Here is a 13,529-nt window from a genome sequence, read left to right as displayed (position 1 = left end):
CCTGACTCCTCACCGCCGTTCGGCCACCGGCTCCTGGTCACCGACCTCCGCAGGCGGGGCGGCCGGCGCGGTCTCCCGGGACGCCTCCGCCCGGTCGAAGGCGTCCAGCGCGCGCCGCGCCACCGGATGCGCGCGGACCAGGTCGGCGAGCGTGGCCTGACCGCGGGTGATCTTCGCGAAGGCCCGCCACGCCGGCCGCAGCCCCGTCACCGCGGCGTGGAACATCCCGGGGCGGCGCGCGAAGGCCGCCAGCATCCGGCGGCCGACGCCCATCTCCACACCCAGCCCGGCCTTGATCGCGAAGGCGTAGTTCAGCGCCTGACGGCGGGCGTCGACCGCGTCGTGCGCCTCGGAGATCCGCACCGCCCACTCGCCCGCCAGCCGCCCGGAGCGGAGCGCGAAGGAGATGCCCTCGCGGGTCCAGGGCTCCAGCAGGCCCGCCGCGTCCCCGCAGACCAGCACCCGACCGCGGGAGAGCGGGGAGTCGTCGGCACGGCAGCGGGTCAGATGGCCGGAGGAGATCGCGGGCTCGAAGCCGGCCAGGCCGAGCCGGCCGACGAAGTCGTCCAGATAGCGCTTGGTGGCCGCGCCCTCGCCACGGGCGGAGATCACACCGACGGTGAGGGTGTCGCCCTTGGGGAAGACCCAGCCGTAACTGCCGGGCAGCGGGCCCCAGTCGATGAGCACCCGGCCCGCCCAGTCCTCGGCGACCGTCTCCGGCACCGGGATCTCGACCTCCAGCCCGAGGTCGACCTGGTCCACCTTGACGCCGACGTGCGCGGCTATCCGGCTCGCGCTGCCGTCCGCGCCGATCACGGACCGGGCCAGCACCACCTCGCCGTCGGCGAGCACCACCGCGACGGTCCGCCGGTCGGGGACGTTGGCGCCGTGCTGCTCGACCCGCGAGACGGTGACACCGGTCCGGACCCGGGCGCCGGCGTCCTTGGCGGACTCCACCAGCGCGGCGTCGAACTCGGGGCGGTCGACCAGCCCGAAGAGCGTGTTCCTGGAGCGGCGGGTGCGCGTCAGCTTGCCGTTGAGCGAGAAGGTGACGGCATGCACCCGATCGCGCAACGGCAGTTCGAAACCGGGCGGCAGGGAATCCCGGGACGGGCCGATGATGCCGCCGCCGCAGGTCTTGTAGCGGGGGAGTTCGGCCTTCTCCAGGAGCAGGACCCGGCGCCCCGTACACGCCGCGGCGTGTGCCGCCGAGGCGCCCGCGGGCCCCGCGCCCACCACCACCACGTCCCACACCTGCTGCTCGCCCTCGGCTGCCTGCTCGCTGCTCACCTGTGCTTCCGCTCCCGTCCGATGCCTGGCTGCGCGTACCGCCCGCATCCTACGGGCCGCGTCCGGCCGAACCGCCTGTGGGAAGATCGGTGGCACGCACACGTACGTCCGGCCCGCCCGGCTCACCCCGCCGGACGTGCCCCATGTACCCAACGTCGCGCCCACAAGGAGCGTTCCATGTCTGACAGCCCGCTCGCCCAGACCGTCGCCGCACTGCAACCACGGGCCAGGACCGAGCTCGCCGAGCTGGTGGCCTTCAAGTCGGTCGCGGACTTCGCGCAGTTCCCCAAGAGCGAGAGCGAGGGCGCGGCCCGCTGGATCGTGGACGCCCTCCAGGCCGAGGGCTTCCAGGACGTGGCACTCCTGGACACCCCCGACGGCACCCAGTCCGTCTACGGCCACCTCCCCGGCCCGGCCGGCGCCCCCACCGTCCTGCTGTACGCGCACTACGACGTCCAGCCGCCGCTGGACGAGGCCGCCTGGGTCTCCCCGCCGTTCGAACTGACCGAGCGCGACGGCCGCTGGTACGGGCGCGGCGCCGCGGACTGCAAGGGCGGCGTGATCATGCACCTGACCGCGCTGCGCGCCCTCAAGGAGCACGGCGGCGTCCCGGTCAACATCAAGGTGATCGTGGAGGGTTCGGAGGAGCAGGGCACCGGCGGCCTGGAGCGGTACGCCGAGGCGCACCCCGAGCTGCTGACCGCCGACGCCATCGTCATCGGCGACGCCGGCAACTTCCGGGCCGGGCTCCCGACGGTCACCGCGACGCTGCGCGGCATGACCCTGATGCAGGTCCGGGTCGACACCCTGGCCGGCAATCTGCACTCCGGCCAGTTCGGCGGTGCGGCCCCCGACGCACTGGCCGCCCTGATCCGGATCCTGGACTCGCTGCGCGCCGAGGACGGCTCGACGACCGTGCGCGGGCTGGCCACGGACGCCACCTGGGAGGGCCTGCAGTACCCCGAGGCGGACTTCCGCTCGGACGCCAAGGTCCTGGACGGCGTCGAACTGATCGGCACCGGCACCGTCGCCGACCGCCTCTGGGCCCGGCCCGCCGTGACGGTCCTCGGCATCGACTGCCCGCCCGTGGTCGGCGCCACCCCGTCCGTACACGCCTCGGCGCGCGCCCTGGTGAGCCTGCGGGTGCCCCCGGGCTCCGACGCCGCCGAGGCCACCAAGCTGCTGACCGCCCACCTGGAGAGCGCCGCCCCGTGGAGCGCACGGGTCACGGCCGAGCAGGTCGGCCAGGGCCAGCCGTTCCGCGCGGACACCAGCAGCCCCGCCTACGCCTCGATGGCGGCGGCGCTGAGCGAGGCGTACGACGGCCAGGAGATGCAGACCTCCGGCATGGGCGGCTCGATCCCGCTGTGCAACACGCTGACCGCCCTCTACCCCGACGCGGAGATCCTGCTGATCGGCCTCAGCGAGCCCGAGGCCCAGATCCACGCCGTCAACGAGAGCGTGTGCCCGGAGGAACTGCGGAGGCTGTCGCTGGCCGAGGCCCTTTTCCTGCGGAGCTATGCCGAAAGTCGGGGCTGAGCCCACGTTGTCGGCTTCCCCGCCGTAGGGGTTCGCCTTTTGCGCCTGCGGCGCGTGTCCGTCTGACGGCGGGTGTTTCGTCCGCTGCGCGGAGTTGTTGTCCGCTGCGCGGGGCTTTCGGGTGCGGTGACGGGCCTGCGGGGGTGGTGTGCAGGACTGCTGCGCTTTACGTCCTGCACACCACCCCCTCCGACCCGTCCCCTCCCGTGAGTGGGTGGGAAAGACAGGCACGCGGGCGCCGATGCCGGTGGTCCCCTGACGGCCACCACTCCACAACGAACCCACAGGGCCCCACCAACAGACACCCCCACCCACCCTTTCCATGACCACCCACGGGAGGGGACGGGTCTGCGGGGCAGGGGTTGACCGGACGTAAAGCGCAGCAGTCCGGACAACCCCTGCCCCGCAGACCCGGCACCGCACCCAACAGCCCCGCGCAGCGGACCCGCCCCGCGCCGCAGGCGCAAAGGCGCGAACCCCACGGCGGGAACGCCGACTACGTGGGAGGCCAGCCAAGCGCAGCGAACTGGCTACCCCACAGGAATACCGGCCTCAAGGTGCAACGGGCACCCCCGCTCCCGCGCCCGTAGGGCCCATCGGAGTCGGTTCCAGCGGACTGGCGGCAGCATGGACTCCGCCTCGGCTTCGGTGACGAAGCGCCATTCGCGCAGTTCGGAGCCGGGAAGCAGCAGTTCCCGGATCTGGGCGGCGGTGAGCGTGCCGCCGTCGAAGAGCAGGCGCAGGCCGCCGAAGCCGGGGGGCTTGGGGGCCTCCCAGTCGAGGACCAACAGCTTGGGGGCGCACGGGAGTTGGATGCCCAGTTCCTCGGCCACCTCGCGTATGCCGGCGCGGGCGGGTGCCTCGCCCGGTTCCACGATGCCGCCGGGGAACTCCCAGCCGGGCTTGTACGTCGGGTCGACCAGCAGGACGCGGTCCTGGTCGTCGAAGAGGAGCACTCCGGCGGCGAGGGTCTCCGCGGTGGGCTCGGGGGTCTGCACGATGTCGCAGGCGCCGGCGCCGGTGCGGACGGCCTCGGCGACCCGTTCTGCGGTCTGGCGGGGGGTCAGCGCCGAGGTGTCCACGACGTGCGCGTCGCTCTTGAGCCAGTCCAGGGCCTGCGCGTAGGGCTCCAGGTGTTCCAGGCACCAGCGGCGCACGGACGCGCTGCCCTCGGGGTCGCCGGGCGTCTCCTCGCGGCGCCCTATGCGCTCGCGCAGGATCGTTTCCTCCGCATGGATCAAGACATGTCGGACGGGTATCCGGCGGGCGGCGAGGGAGCCGAAGATCTCGTCGCGGTACTCCTGGCGCAGCAGCGTCATCGGCGTCACCAGCGGGCCCGGCACCTCGGTGAGCAGTGCCGCGGCGGTGTCCACCACCATGCGCCGCCAGGACGGCAGGTCCTGGTAGTCGTCCACCTCCTCGAACCGCTTGGCCGGCAGCATCAACCGCAGCCCGCTGCCGAGGAGTTCGGGGTCGTAGAGCGTGCTTCCGGGAAGCAGGTCGAGCAATTCTTGAGCCGCAGTGGTCTTGCCCGCACCGAACGTGCCGTTCAGCCAGACGATCACGGTTTCCCCTCTTCCCTAGACCCAGGTGAGTTGCCCGCAACACCCTGCCACGGAAACGCTCGGGGCCACGGGCCGCGCACAGCACCGGGAACACCGCCTCGAAGAACACACCGCACGGGGGATCCCGGTCCGTCTCCCCCGCCGCGAAGCCCCGGCAAACAAGCGCTCCCCCGCCCCTTCAGCACCGAAACCCCCACCCGCGCACGGCCTCCGGCCAGCCGCGGGCGGGGCGGTACGTCGCATATGCCGGAGTCCCATGGGGATCTCGGCGTCCGGGGAGCACCGGCGCGGGCTCAGCAGGTCCGCAGTCCCGGGACCGGCTGGTCGTTCTCCCCTCCGGTGAGGTAGACGACGCTGACGTAGACACCGGAATTGCCGCTGTCGTCATCGGTCTTGGCCCACCACACGTTGGTCCACTTCCCGTACGTCTCGCGACGGCCCAGCTTCGCCTGGCAGTAGAAGTAGTTGGTACCCATGTTGAGGTGGCCGACCTGCTGGAAGGACGCGGTGTAGGAGTTCGCGGTGCGCCACACGTCGCAGTTGGCCTTGCCGCCGCCGACGTCGGTGCAGGACGGGCCGCGGGTCGGTCCCCCGCCGCCGGTACCGCCGCTTCCGCCGCCGGCACCGCCGGCCGTGGACCCCGACCCGCCGGTGGTGGTACCGCCGTGCGCACCGCCCCCAGTGCCGCCCTGGCCGCCGCCCGAGGCGCCGCCGCCGTCCGTGCCGCCCTGGCCGCCGGTCCGGCCCCCGTCGGTCTGGCCGCCCGTACTGCCGCCCGGGACACCGGGCTTGGGGTGGCCGGACGGAGAGGTGTCGCCCGAGGGGCTCGCCGCGTCGGACGGCGACGGGTCGGTGGCCTTGCCGTCGCCACCGACCCCGCCCTTGCCGGCGGACACGCTCGGTCGGCCCGCCGTCGGCGTGGTGGCCGGTGCCGCCGGGTGCCGTCCGCCCGCGGTGTCCCGGTCGCCGGAGCCCCCGCCGACCAATCCGTAGGTGATCCCGCCGCCGGCGGCCAGCACCGCGAGGACGGCGGCCACCGCCAGCAGCACCCGGCGGCGCCGGCGGGCCGGCAGCCGGGTGGTGTCGCCGTCCGGTCCGCCCGGATACGGGTGCGGGCCGGTGGCCCCGGCCATGCCGACGGCGGCCGTGGCCGACGGGCCGTGAGCGGCCCGCGCAGGGGCCGGCGGCGCGTACGGGGCCGGCGGCTGCGGCACGGGGCCGCCCTGCGCACCGGGCCCGCCGAGCCAGCCGGCCGGCGCCGCGGCACCTGCGGGACCGGGCACCGGCCCGGCACCCGCCGTGACGTCCGTGGCGGTGGGCGCGTACGGCAGGCCGGACGGGGCGACCGGCGGCGGGGCGGGCGGCGTCACACCGGGGTCGCGGCCCTCGGCCACCGCCTGGAGCATGCTGCGGGCCTGGGCGGCGGACGGGCGGTCGGCCGGGTTCTTGGCCATCAGGGCGTGCAGGACGGGCGCCAGCGGGCCGGCCCGGCGCGGTGTGGGGAGCGGTTCGGTGACGATCGCGGTCAGCGTCGAGTACACCGACGTACGGCGGAACGGCGCGCTGCCGCCCTCGATCGCCGCGTAGAGCGTCATGCCCAGCGACCAGATGTCCGAGGCCGGGGTGGGGTCCATGCCCTGGGCGCGCTCGGGCGGCAGGTAGTCCAGCGAGCCGACCAGTTCGCCGCTGCGGGTGATGTTGGTGGTGGCGCCGTCGCCGGGGGCCTCGATGCTGGCGATGCCGAAGTCGGTGAGCACCACCCGACCCCTCCCGGGGCCCGAACGGCCTGCGGGGTGCCCCCATCCCTCCAGCAGGACGTTGCCCGGTTTGACGTCGCGGTGCAGCACGCCCACCTGGTGGGCGGCGTCCAGCGCGTCCATCACGGCGGCGCCGATCCGGGCGGCCTCCCGGGGGTCCAGCGGCCCGTGCTCGCCGACGGCGTCGTCCATCGACGGGCCGTCCACCAGCTCCATGACGATGACCGGACGCCCGCCCTCCTCGATGACGTCGTGGACGGTCACCACGCCGGAGTGCCGGATCCGGGCCGCGGCCCGCGCCTCGCGCTGCATACGGGTGCGCAGGTCGGCGAGTTCGGGCGCGGAGGCGTCCGTGTAGGCCCGCAGGACCTTGAGCGCGACCTCACGGCCCAGCACCTGGTCGTCGGCCCGGCAGACCACGCCCATGCCGCCGCGGCCGATCCGCCCGGTGACGCGGTAGCGGCCGCCGAGCACCCGCCCGGTCAGGTCGTCGTCGTTGCCGCGCTGGGGTCCGCTGCGGGAAGCGGCCCGCGGCACACCGCCGCCGGGCACCTCACCCGCCGGCCCGGGGCCGTTCGCACCGGCCGCCGCACCGGACCCGTTCGCACCGTGCTGCTCGTGCTCCCCCGAAGTCACCGTGCCGATCCCCTCGCTACCCGAATCCGTGCCCCACAGCGGCCTGTGCGTCCTGGAACGCCGGGGCGTTCGCCGCGGCCCCGGACGGCCGGCACCAGACTACGGGGCGGAGGGGGGCGACCGGTGCCCTTATGGGGCAGGGGTGAACGCATCGAGACGGGACCGTTGTGCGGCGGCCGCGGCGGCGCCCACCACCCCGGCGTCGGTTCCCATTTGGGCGGGGACCACGGTCAGCCCGGAGACGAAGGACAGCGTCGCGTAGTCCCGCAGGGCGGTGCGCAGCGGGTCGAAAAGGACATCCCCGGCGCCCGCGACCCCGCCGCCGATGACCGCTATGTCGATCTCGACGAGGGTGGCGGTGGCGGCGATGCCGGCGGCCAGCGCCTGGCCGGCCCGTTCGAAGGAGCGCAGCGCGACGGGGTCGCCGGCGCGCGCCGCGGCGGCGACCGCGGCGGCGCTGGCGTCCCCGTCGGGGCCCGGCCGCCAGCCGTTGGCCAGTGCGCGGCGGGCGATGTTGGGACCGCTGGCGATCCGCTCCACGCAGCCGCGCGCGCCGCACGGACACGGGTCGCCGTCGAGATCGACGCTGATGTGCCCGATGTGGCCCGCGTTGCCCGAGGGGCCCGGATGCAGCCGCCCGTCGAGGACCAGCCCGCCGCCGACCCCGGTGGAGACGACCATGCACAGCGCGTTGTCGTGGCCCCGGGCGGCGCCCTGCCAGTGCTCCGCCGCGGTCATCGCGACCCCGTCGCCGACCAGCGTCACCGGGAGCTCCCCCACCAGCGCCCGCACCCCGGCGACCAGCGGGAAGCCGCGCCAGCCGGGGATGTTGACCGGGCTGACGGTGCCGGCCCCGGCGTCCACCGGGCCGGCGCTGCCGATGCCGACGGCCGCCACCCGTGCCCACTCCGGCGCGGCGGCCAGCTCGCGGACGACCTCGGCCACCGCACGCATCACGGTGGCCCCGTCCTGGTCCGCGGGGGTCGGCCGGGCGGCCCGGACGACGAGTCTGCCCTGCGCGTCCACCAGAGCGCCGGCGATCTTGGTGCCGCCAATGTCCAGCGCTGCGCTGAGGTCCGTCTGCATCGGTGTCGAATTCTCCTGGTGGGCATGGGGGGCCGGGGTACCGGCCGGCGTGAGAACGCCAGTCTTCCGGCATTTGACAACGTTGTCTAGGGGCTATGCTCGTCGCCACACGGCGGCCGGCCGCGCGCCCCGTCCGGCCGCGCCCACCACCGCATCCGTCCCCCGCCAGACAGGACCGCACACGTGACCGAGACCGCCCGCGGTACCTCCCATCGCTACGGCACCCGCCCCACGATGAAGGATGTCGCGGCGCGCGCCGGCGTCGGCCTGAAGACCGTCTCCCGGGTGGTCAACGGCGAACCGGGCGTCACCCCGGACACCGAACGTCGCGTCCAGGAGGCCATCACCGCGCTCGGCTTCCGCCGCAACGACTCCGCGAGGATCCTGCGCAAGGGCCGGACGGCCAGCATCGGCCTGGTCCTCGAAGACCTCGCCGACCCCTTCTACGGCCCGCTCAGCCGCGCCGTGGAGGAGGTCGCGCGCAGCCACGGCGCCCTGCTGATCAACGGCTCCAGCGCCGAGGACCCGGCCCGCGAGCAGGAGTTGGTGCTGGCGCTGTGCGCCCGCCGGGTGGACGGGCTGGTCGTCATCCCGGCCGGCGACGACCACCGCTATCTGGCACCGGAGATAGCCGCCGGCGTCGCGACCGTCTTCGTCGACCGCCCGGCCGGTCGGATCGACGCCGACGTGGTCCTCTCCGACAACTTCGGCGGCGCCCAGGCCGCGGTCGCCCACCTGATCGCGCACGGCCACCGCCGGATCGGCTTCATCGGCGACCAGCCGCGCATCCACACCGCCAAGGAGCGGCTGCGCGGCTACCGCACCGCGATGGCCGACGCCGGACTGCCGGTCGCCGACTCCTGGGTCTCCCTCGGCCCGACCGCCCCCGACCGGGTCCGCGCCGCGGCCACGGCCATGCTCGCCGCGCCCGAGCCGGTCACCGCCCTGTTCTCCGGCAACAACCGCGTCACCGTCACCGCCGTCCGGGTCCTGCGCGACCATCCCCGCCCGGTCGCCCTGGTCGGCTTCGACGACTTCGAGCTGGCCGACCTGGTCCACCCCGCCATCACGGTCGTCGCCCAGGACTCCGCCCACCTCGGCCGCACCGCCGCCGGCCTGCTCTTCCGCCGCCTCGACGGCATCGACGACCCCCCGCAGCGCCTGGAGCTCCCCACCCGACTGATCCCCCGCGGCTCGGGTGAAATCGGACCGCCGGAGGGCTGACGGGCCGCACACCCTCCAGGGCTGTCCGCTCCTGATGCGCGAGCGGTGTGCGACCGTTGCGCAGGCTGTGCCACGGCCCTTCCGACCCTGATCCGCCGGACAGGCCCTAATGCTCGCGCACCGCCCGGACAACGAGCGTTCCGCTCTTCCTCTTCCCCGTGAGAGGGGCCGGAACAACCGTCGCGCGGCAGTCCCCAAAGCCATACTCCCCGAGCAGAGCGGGCCACCTCTCCACTGGGTAGTCCCAGCGTTTGACGACGGCGGGGTCCTCGTCCGGCCCGCGGGGAATAGAGGACGCCTGGCATCCATAACAGCCTTCTACGGCTGGTTGTTGGGACATGGCGAACACAGCACCCGGTCGGAGTTTGGCGAAGACGGCGGGCAGCATGAGGGCCGGGTCGGTGAAGTGCGCGGCCCCGAACACCGAGTAGATCGCGTCGAACGGCTCCGCGGCGGCGAGGAAGTCCAGCGCGTCGCCGCGGTGCAGTGCCATGCCTTCGACGCCGTTCCAGCGCCCGCGGGCCTTGGCGAGTTGGGCCGGCGAGAGATCCACTCCCACCGCCCGCATTCCGAGCGTGGCGAGGTGCGCGAGGTTCCCACCGCTTCCGCATCCCAGGTCCAGGGCGCTTCCGCCGGGCGGCAGGGCAAGGAGTTCGGCGCCGGGCCCATGGTCGGGGTACTGGGTCCAGTTGAACCATGTGGTTTCGCCTCTGGAGTTGATCGCGCGTCGGTGGGGCCTGCTCTTCGCGTAGGTGTCCCATGCGGCGCTGCGGGTGTCCGTCACGTGCGTCCGTCCCCTTGTCATGGCGGCAGCCGCCCTGAGTTGAGTTCGGGCGGCCGCCGCAGTTCACTGCGGGTCGCTTGTCGCGACGCTACTTCTTCACGGGGCTGTCAGTGCAGCCCGCGTGGCACTGCGAGCAGTCGGCCGAGCAGTCCGCACTGCTCTCGCTCGGCCAGAACTCGGGGTCGATCTGGTATCCGGCGGCGCGGATGGCTTCCTTCGTCCGGGCGAGTACGGCGCGGCCTTCGGCAGGGCTGTGGCTTCCCCGGACCGGCACATGGTGCACAAAGCTGCCGAGTGCCGCGCAGAAATCCGCGTACGGCTTCGTGAGCAGGACAAAGGCGTGCCAGAAGAGGTCCACTCGGAGGCTGGGGGCCAGCTTCGTGTCCGTGCCGGCGCTGGTGGCGAGGAATGCGAGCATCTGGTCCACTCCGCGCTCGCCGAGGTCGTCGGTGAGCTCCGTCCAGTGGCTCTCGCGCACGCTCTGGATCAGGTCGGCCCGCGTGCCCGGACCGATCAACTCGAAGACGTTGGTCGTGCTGTCGTGGGTGATCGTCACGTCTTTGCCTTCCGTGTCGGATGGTGTGTGATCGTTCGTCGGACCCGTCCCGTATGGCGGAAGTCCGGTTGCTCCGGCTTGCCCTGGCGCCGGAGCGGTGCCCTCACCGCCAGGGCGGCACCCGCTCAAGGGCGGACCGGGGGTGAACCTGAGCGCGTCAGCTCAGACGGGGAACGGCCTTCCCCTGTTCGGACCTTGTCCGGTCGGGGGCTGCCCGCCCACCGCCGCACCGGGCGGACGGGGACGGAATCCTCCGAAGTTCGTTTGCAACGAGGGCATTTGCAGGGCGGCCACGTGCCGGAGGTGTCCGGGAGCAGTGACCTTCGGGTGGTGCTGACGGGGTAGCTGATCGCGGCTTCCCACGTTCTGCCGGAGTCGCGTGAGACACGCAGGGTCATGGTCACGGGAGGCTCCCCGAGTGGGAGCGGTGATTCCGGAGCCGTACGTTGGCGTCCGTCACCGCGGACAGGTCCCCTTGCTCGGCGGCGGCCTTTCGCTGTATTGCGAGGGCGCCGCAGGCGGCACAGCCTTCGACAGGAGTCGGCTGCGACGCCGGCAGCGCGAGATGGACCGCCGCGCCGACGCCGCTCCCCGGGGTTCCCCTCTTGCGTTCGGTCATGTACCGCCCTCTCCCTCGACCCCTTTGACGCGTTCGATGTTCTCGCTGCCGAACGGGCGTGACGACGACACTTCGGGCGTCGCCGGGGCGTCACTCGGAAAGGTCTCCGTGACGCTCCGATGGGCGTCAAACCGGTGTCATTTGACGGTCGTTCGGTCTAGCTTGGACGTCATGACGACGACTGCTGCGGTGCCGAATGATGTGCTGCGGGCCGTACGGATGGGCCTGCGCATGAGTCAGGACGAGTTCGCGACCGCGCTGCGGCGCGCCGGCGACGAATTAGGGGAGCCGAACGAGGCGTCGAAGCGGCTGGTGCAGCGCTGGGAATCCGGCATCAGCAAGACACCGCGAGGGGTGTACGCACGGGCTTTGGAAAGGTCCACGGGCCGCCCCGTGGAAGCTCTCGGATTCTCCCTGCCGGTACCGATGGCACGGGTCCACGCAGACGGAACAGGAGGGCATGACATGGACGCCGGAGTGGAAGGTGTCGCCGCCGCTACCGCGGGCCCCCAGAAGGTCTCGCAGTCGAGCGAGGCGATGTTCACAGGCGTGTGGCTCAGTCGGTACGAATTCCACTCGTCCAGCCGGGACGCCACCTTCGAGGGCAAGCACCACGTGGTGATCGTGCAGCACGGGAACCGTCTGACCGTCCAGAGTCTGCCCGGCGCGAGCGGCAATCCGGACAGCCCGCTCGCACTGGACCTGACAGTGGACCGGAACGTGGTCACGGGCACATGGGTGGAGCAGACCGCCGCTGACGGCTACTACAACGGCGCCCGCTACCACGGCGCACTTCAGATGCTGGTCGAGCCGACCGGCCGCCGGATGGCCGGCAAGTGGGTCGGCTTCGGCAAGGACTTCGACGTGAACACCGGGCCGTGGGAGCTGCGCCTGATGGACCGCTCCACCAGCAAGGCCACGCTGGAGCGGTACAGCAAGCCTCCGGAGTGACGACGTCCCCGTCCCGCGTTCCCGAAGGCGCGTGGGACGGAGACGAGGGGTTCAGGCCGACATCACCCCCCGCCCCGCCAGCCCGTCGAGGTCGGTGCGGGTGAGGCCGGTGAGGCGGGCGACCTCGGCGGTGTCGACGGCGCCGCAGTCGAGGCCGCGGAGGAGGTAGGCGCTGAGGGCCTTGGCGGTGGCGGGTTCGTCCATGACGTCGCCGCCGGCCTTGGCGACGTAGGCGGCGAGCCGGGCTGCGGCCTTCTCCAGGCCCTCGCGGTAGAAGGCGTAGACGGCGGCGTAGCGGGTCGGGAGGTGGCCCGGGTGCATGTCCCAGCCCTGGTAGTAGGCGCGGGCCAGGGCACGGCGGGTGAGGCCGTGGTGCAGCTTCCAGGCTTCGTGGACCTGGGCGGTGGGGCCGACCGGCAGGACGTTGGTGGAGCCGTCCGAGAGGCGGACGCCGGTGCCGGCGGCGGCGACCTGCATGACGGCCTTGGCGTGGTCGGCGGCGGGGTGGTCGCTGGCCTGGTAGGCGGCGCTGACGCCGCAGGAGGCGCTGTAGTCGAAGGTGCCGTAGTGGAGGGAGGTGGCGCGGCCCTCGGCGGCCTCGATCATGCGGGCGACGGTGGCGCGGCCGTCGCCGCCCAGGATGGCCTGGGTGGTCTCGATCTGGATCTCGAAGCCGATCCGGCCGGGCGCGAGGCCGCGCGCCTTCTCGAACGCCTCCAGCAGGCGGACCATGGCGGTGACCTGCTCGGCGTAGGTCACCTTGGGGAGGGTGAGGACCAGGCCGTCGGGCAGGCCGCCGGCCTCCATCAGGCCGGTGAGGAAGATGTCCAGGGTGCGGATGCCGCGGTCGCGGACGGCCGCCTCCATGCACTTCATGCGGATGCCCATGTAGGGGGCGGCGGTGCCGTCCCGGTACGCGGCGGCGACCAGCGCGGCGGCGCGGGCGGCGGTCTCGTCCTCCTCGGCGTCGGACCGCAGGCCGTAGCCGTCCTCGAAGTCGATGCGCAGGTCCTCGACGGGCTCGCGCTCCAGCTTGGCGCGGACCCGTTCGTAGACCGGGCCGGCGAGCTCGTCGGAGAGGCCGAGGACGCCCGCGAGGGCGGTGGCGTCGGGGGCGTGTTCGTCGAGCATGGCCAGCGCCTGGTCGCCCCAGGAGCGGAGGGTGCCGGCGGCGAAGGCGTCGCCGGGGACATAGACCGTGTGGATCGGCTGGCGGGTGCCGGGGTCGCCCGGGTAGCGCCGTGCCAGGTCGGCGTCCACCTGGGCGAGGGCGGCTCCGATGCCCTCGCGTACGGTGTCCGCGAGGCTCGTCGCCACGGTCTCCTGCTGCCCCATTTCGGTACCCTCCCGTTGCTTGTGCCCGCTGCCGCCATCGACCCGAGCAGTTCCGTCTAACGGAATCAACAATCCGCATAGCGAAGCTAATGCTGTCGGTTGGTGAGGTCAACACCCTTCCCGGCCGTGCCGACCCAGGTCACCGGCCTGGACCGCCCCGACAACTCCCTGGCGCGACCCGCCCGCC

Annotated in this window: 10 protein-coding genes; 3 read left to right on the top strand and 7 right to left on the bottom strand. The window is 73.2% G+C overall.

What is annotated here, in order from left to right; translation table 11 throughout:
• Positions 1 to 9: 9 nt before the first annotated feature.
• The gene (locus tag MOV08_RS33905; protein WP_275310098.1) at positions 10 to 1,290 is read right to left on the bottom strand and encodes a geranylgeranyl reductase family protein; all 1,281 of its coding nucleotides are present in this window, start codon (positions 1,288 to 1,290) and stop codon (positions 10 to 12) included.
• A gap of 177 nt (positions 1,291 to 1,467) precedes the next feature.
• Here MOV08_RS33905 and MOV08_RS33900 point away from each other — a divergent pair, with 177 nt between their 5' ends.
• Positions 1,468 to 2,829: a dipeptidase gene (locus tag MOV08_RS33900; RefSeq protein ID WP_275310097.1), complete on the top strand. Its 1,362-nt coding sequence runs from the start codon at positions 1,468 to 1,470 to the stop codon at positions 2,827 to 2,829.
• Between the two features lie 530 nt (positions 2,830 to 3,359).
• On the opposite strand, the gene MOV08_RS33895 is transcribed toward MOV08_RS33900, so the two are convergent.
• The 3 genes from MOV08_RS33895 to MOV08_RS33885 all read right to left on the bottom strand — a co-directional run bounded on the left by MOV08_RS33895 (position 3,360) and on the right by MOV08_RS33885 (position 7,873).
• Positions 3,360 to 4,394, bottom strand: coding sequence for an NUDIX hydrolase (locus MOV08_RS33895; RefSeq protein WP_039638122.1), 1,035 nt, complete (start codon positions 4,392 to 4,394; stop codon positions 3,360 to 3,362).
• A 293-nt stretch (positions 4,395 to 4,687) separates the two neighbouring features.
• Entirely contained in the window at positions 4,688 to 6,637 is a 1,950-nt protein-coding gene (locus MOV08_RS33890; RefSeq protein WP_476718410.1) for a serine/threonine-protein kinase, read from the bottom strand.
• A 279-nt stretch (positions 6,638 to 6,916) separates the two neighbouring features.
• Positions 6,917 to 7,873 (bottom strand): ROK family protein, encoded by a 957-nt coding sequence (locus MOV08_RS33885; RefSeq protein WP_275310095.1) that lies wholly within the window; start codon positions 7,871 to 7,873, stop codon positions 6,917 to 6,919.
• A gap of 183 nt (positions 7,874 to 8,056) precedes the next feature.
• On the opposite strand from MOV08_RS33885, the gene MOV08_RS33880 reads away from it, so the two are divergent.
• A complete protein-coding gene (locus tag MOV08_RS33880; RefSeq protein WP_205363122.1) occupies positions 8,057 to 9,097 on the top strand; it encodes a LacI family DNA-binding transcriptional regulator in 1,041 nt (346 codons plus the stop codon).
• A gap of 106 nt (positions 9,098 to 9,203) precedes the next feature.
• On the opposite strand, the gene MOV08_RS33875 is transcribed toward MOV08_RS33880, so the two are convergent.
• Together MOV08_RS33875 and MOV08_RS33870 are read right to left on the bottom strand one after the other, a co-directional pair.
• Complete coding sequence (locus MOV08_RS33875) at positions 9,204 to 9,881, bottom strand: class I SAM-dependent methyltransferase (protein ID WP_275310093.1); 678 nt, start codon at positions 9,879 to 9,881, stop codon at positions 9,204 to 9,206.
• Between the two features lie 88 nt (positions 9,882 to 9,969).
• Positions 9,970 to 10,437 (bottom strand): glycine-rich domain-containing protein, encoded by a 468-nt coding sequence (locus tag MOV08_RS33870; RefSeq protein WP_275310092.1) that lies wholly within the window; start codon positions 10,435 to 10,437, stop codon positions 9,970 to 9,972.
• 790 nt (positions 10,438 to 11,227) lie between these two features.
• On the opposite strand from MOV08_RS33870, the gene MOV08_RS33865 reads away from it, so the two are divergent.
• A complete protein-coding gene (locus tag MOV08_RS33865; RefSeq protein WP_275310090.1) occupies positions 11,228 to 12,007 on the top strand; it encodes a helix-turn-helix domain-containing protein in 780 nt (259 codons plus the stop codon).
• 51 nt (positions 12,008 to 12,058) lie between these two features.
• On the opposite strand, the gene MOV08_RS33860 is transcribed toward MOV08_RS33865, so the two are convergent.
• Positions 12,059 to 13,342, bottom strand: a complete 1,284-nt coding sequence (locus MOV08_RS33860; protein ID WP_275310089.1) for a DUF6986 family protein — start codon at positions 13,340 to 13,342, stop codon at positions 12,059 to 12,061.
• Positions 13,343 to 13,529: the final 187 nt, after the last annotated feature.

Origin of the sequence: Streptomyces yunnanensis, from assembly GCF_029011865.1 — a bacterium.
GTDB classification, from domain to species: Bacteria; Actinomycetota; Actinomycetes; order Streptomycetales; family Streptomycetaceae; genus Streptomyces; species Streptomyces yunnanensis.
Note: the sequence above shows the minus strand (reverse complement) of the source record. Positions and strands in the feature narration are given on the sequence as shown.

Coding starts and splice junctions, on each gene's coding strand:
- MOV08_RS33860 (WP_275310089.1), bottom strand. CDS start 13,342: ATGGGGCAGCAGGAGACCGTGGCGACGAGCCTCGCGGACACCGTACGC.
- MOV08_RS33865 (WP_275310090.1), top strand. CDS start 11,228: ATGACGACGACTGCTGCGGTGCCGAATGATGTGCTGCGGGCCGTACGG.
- MOV08_RS33885 (WP_275310095.1), bottom strand. CDS start 7,873: ATGCAGACGGACCTCAGCGCAGCGCTGGACATTGGCGGCACCAAGATC.
- MOV08_RS33900 (WP_275310097.1), top strand. CDS start 1,468: ATGTCTGACAGCCCGCTCGCCCAGACCGTCGCCGCACTGCAACCACGG.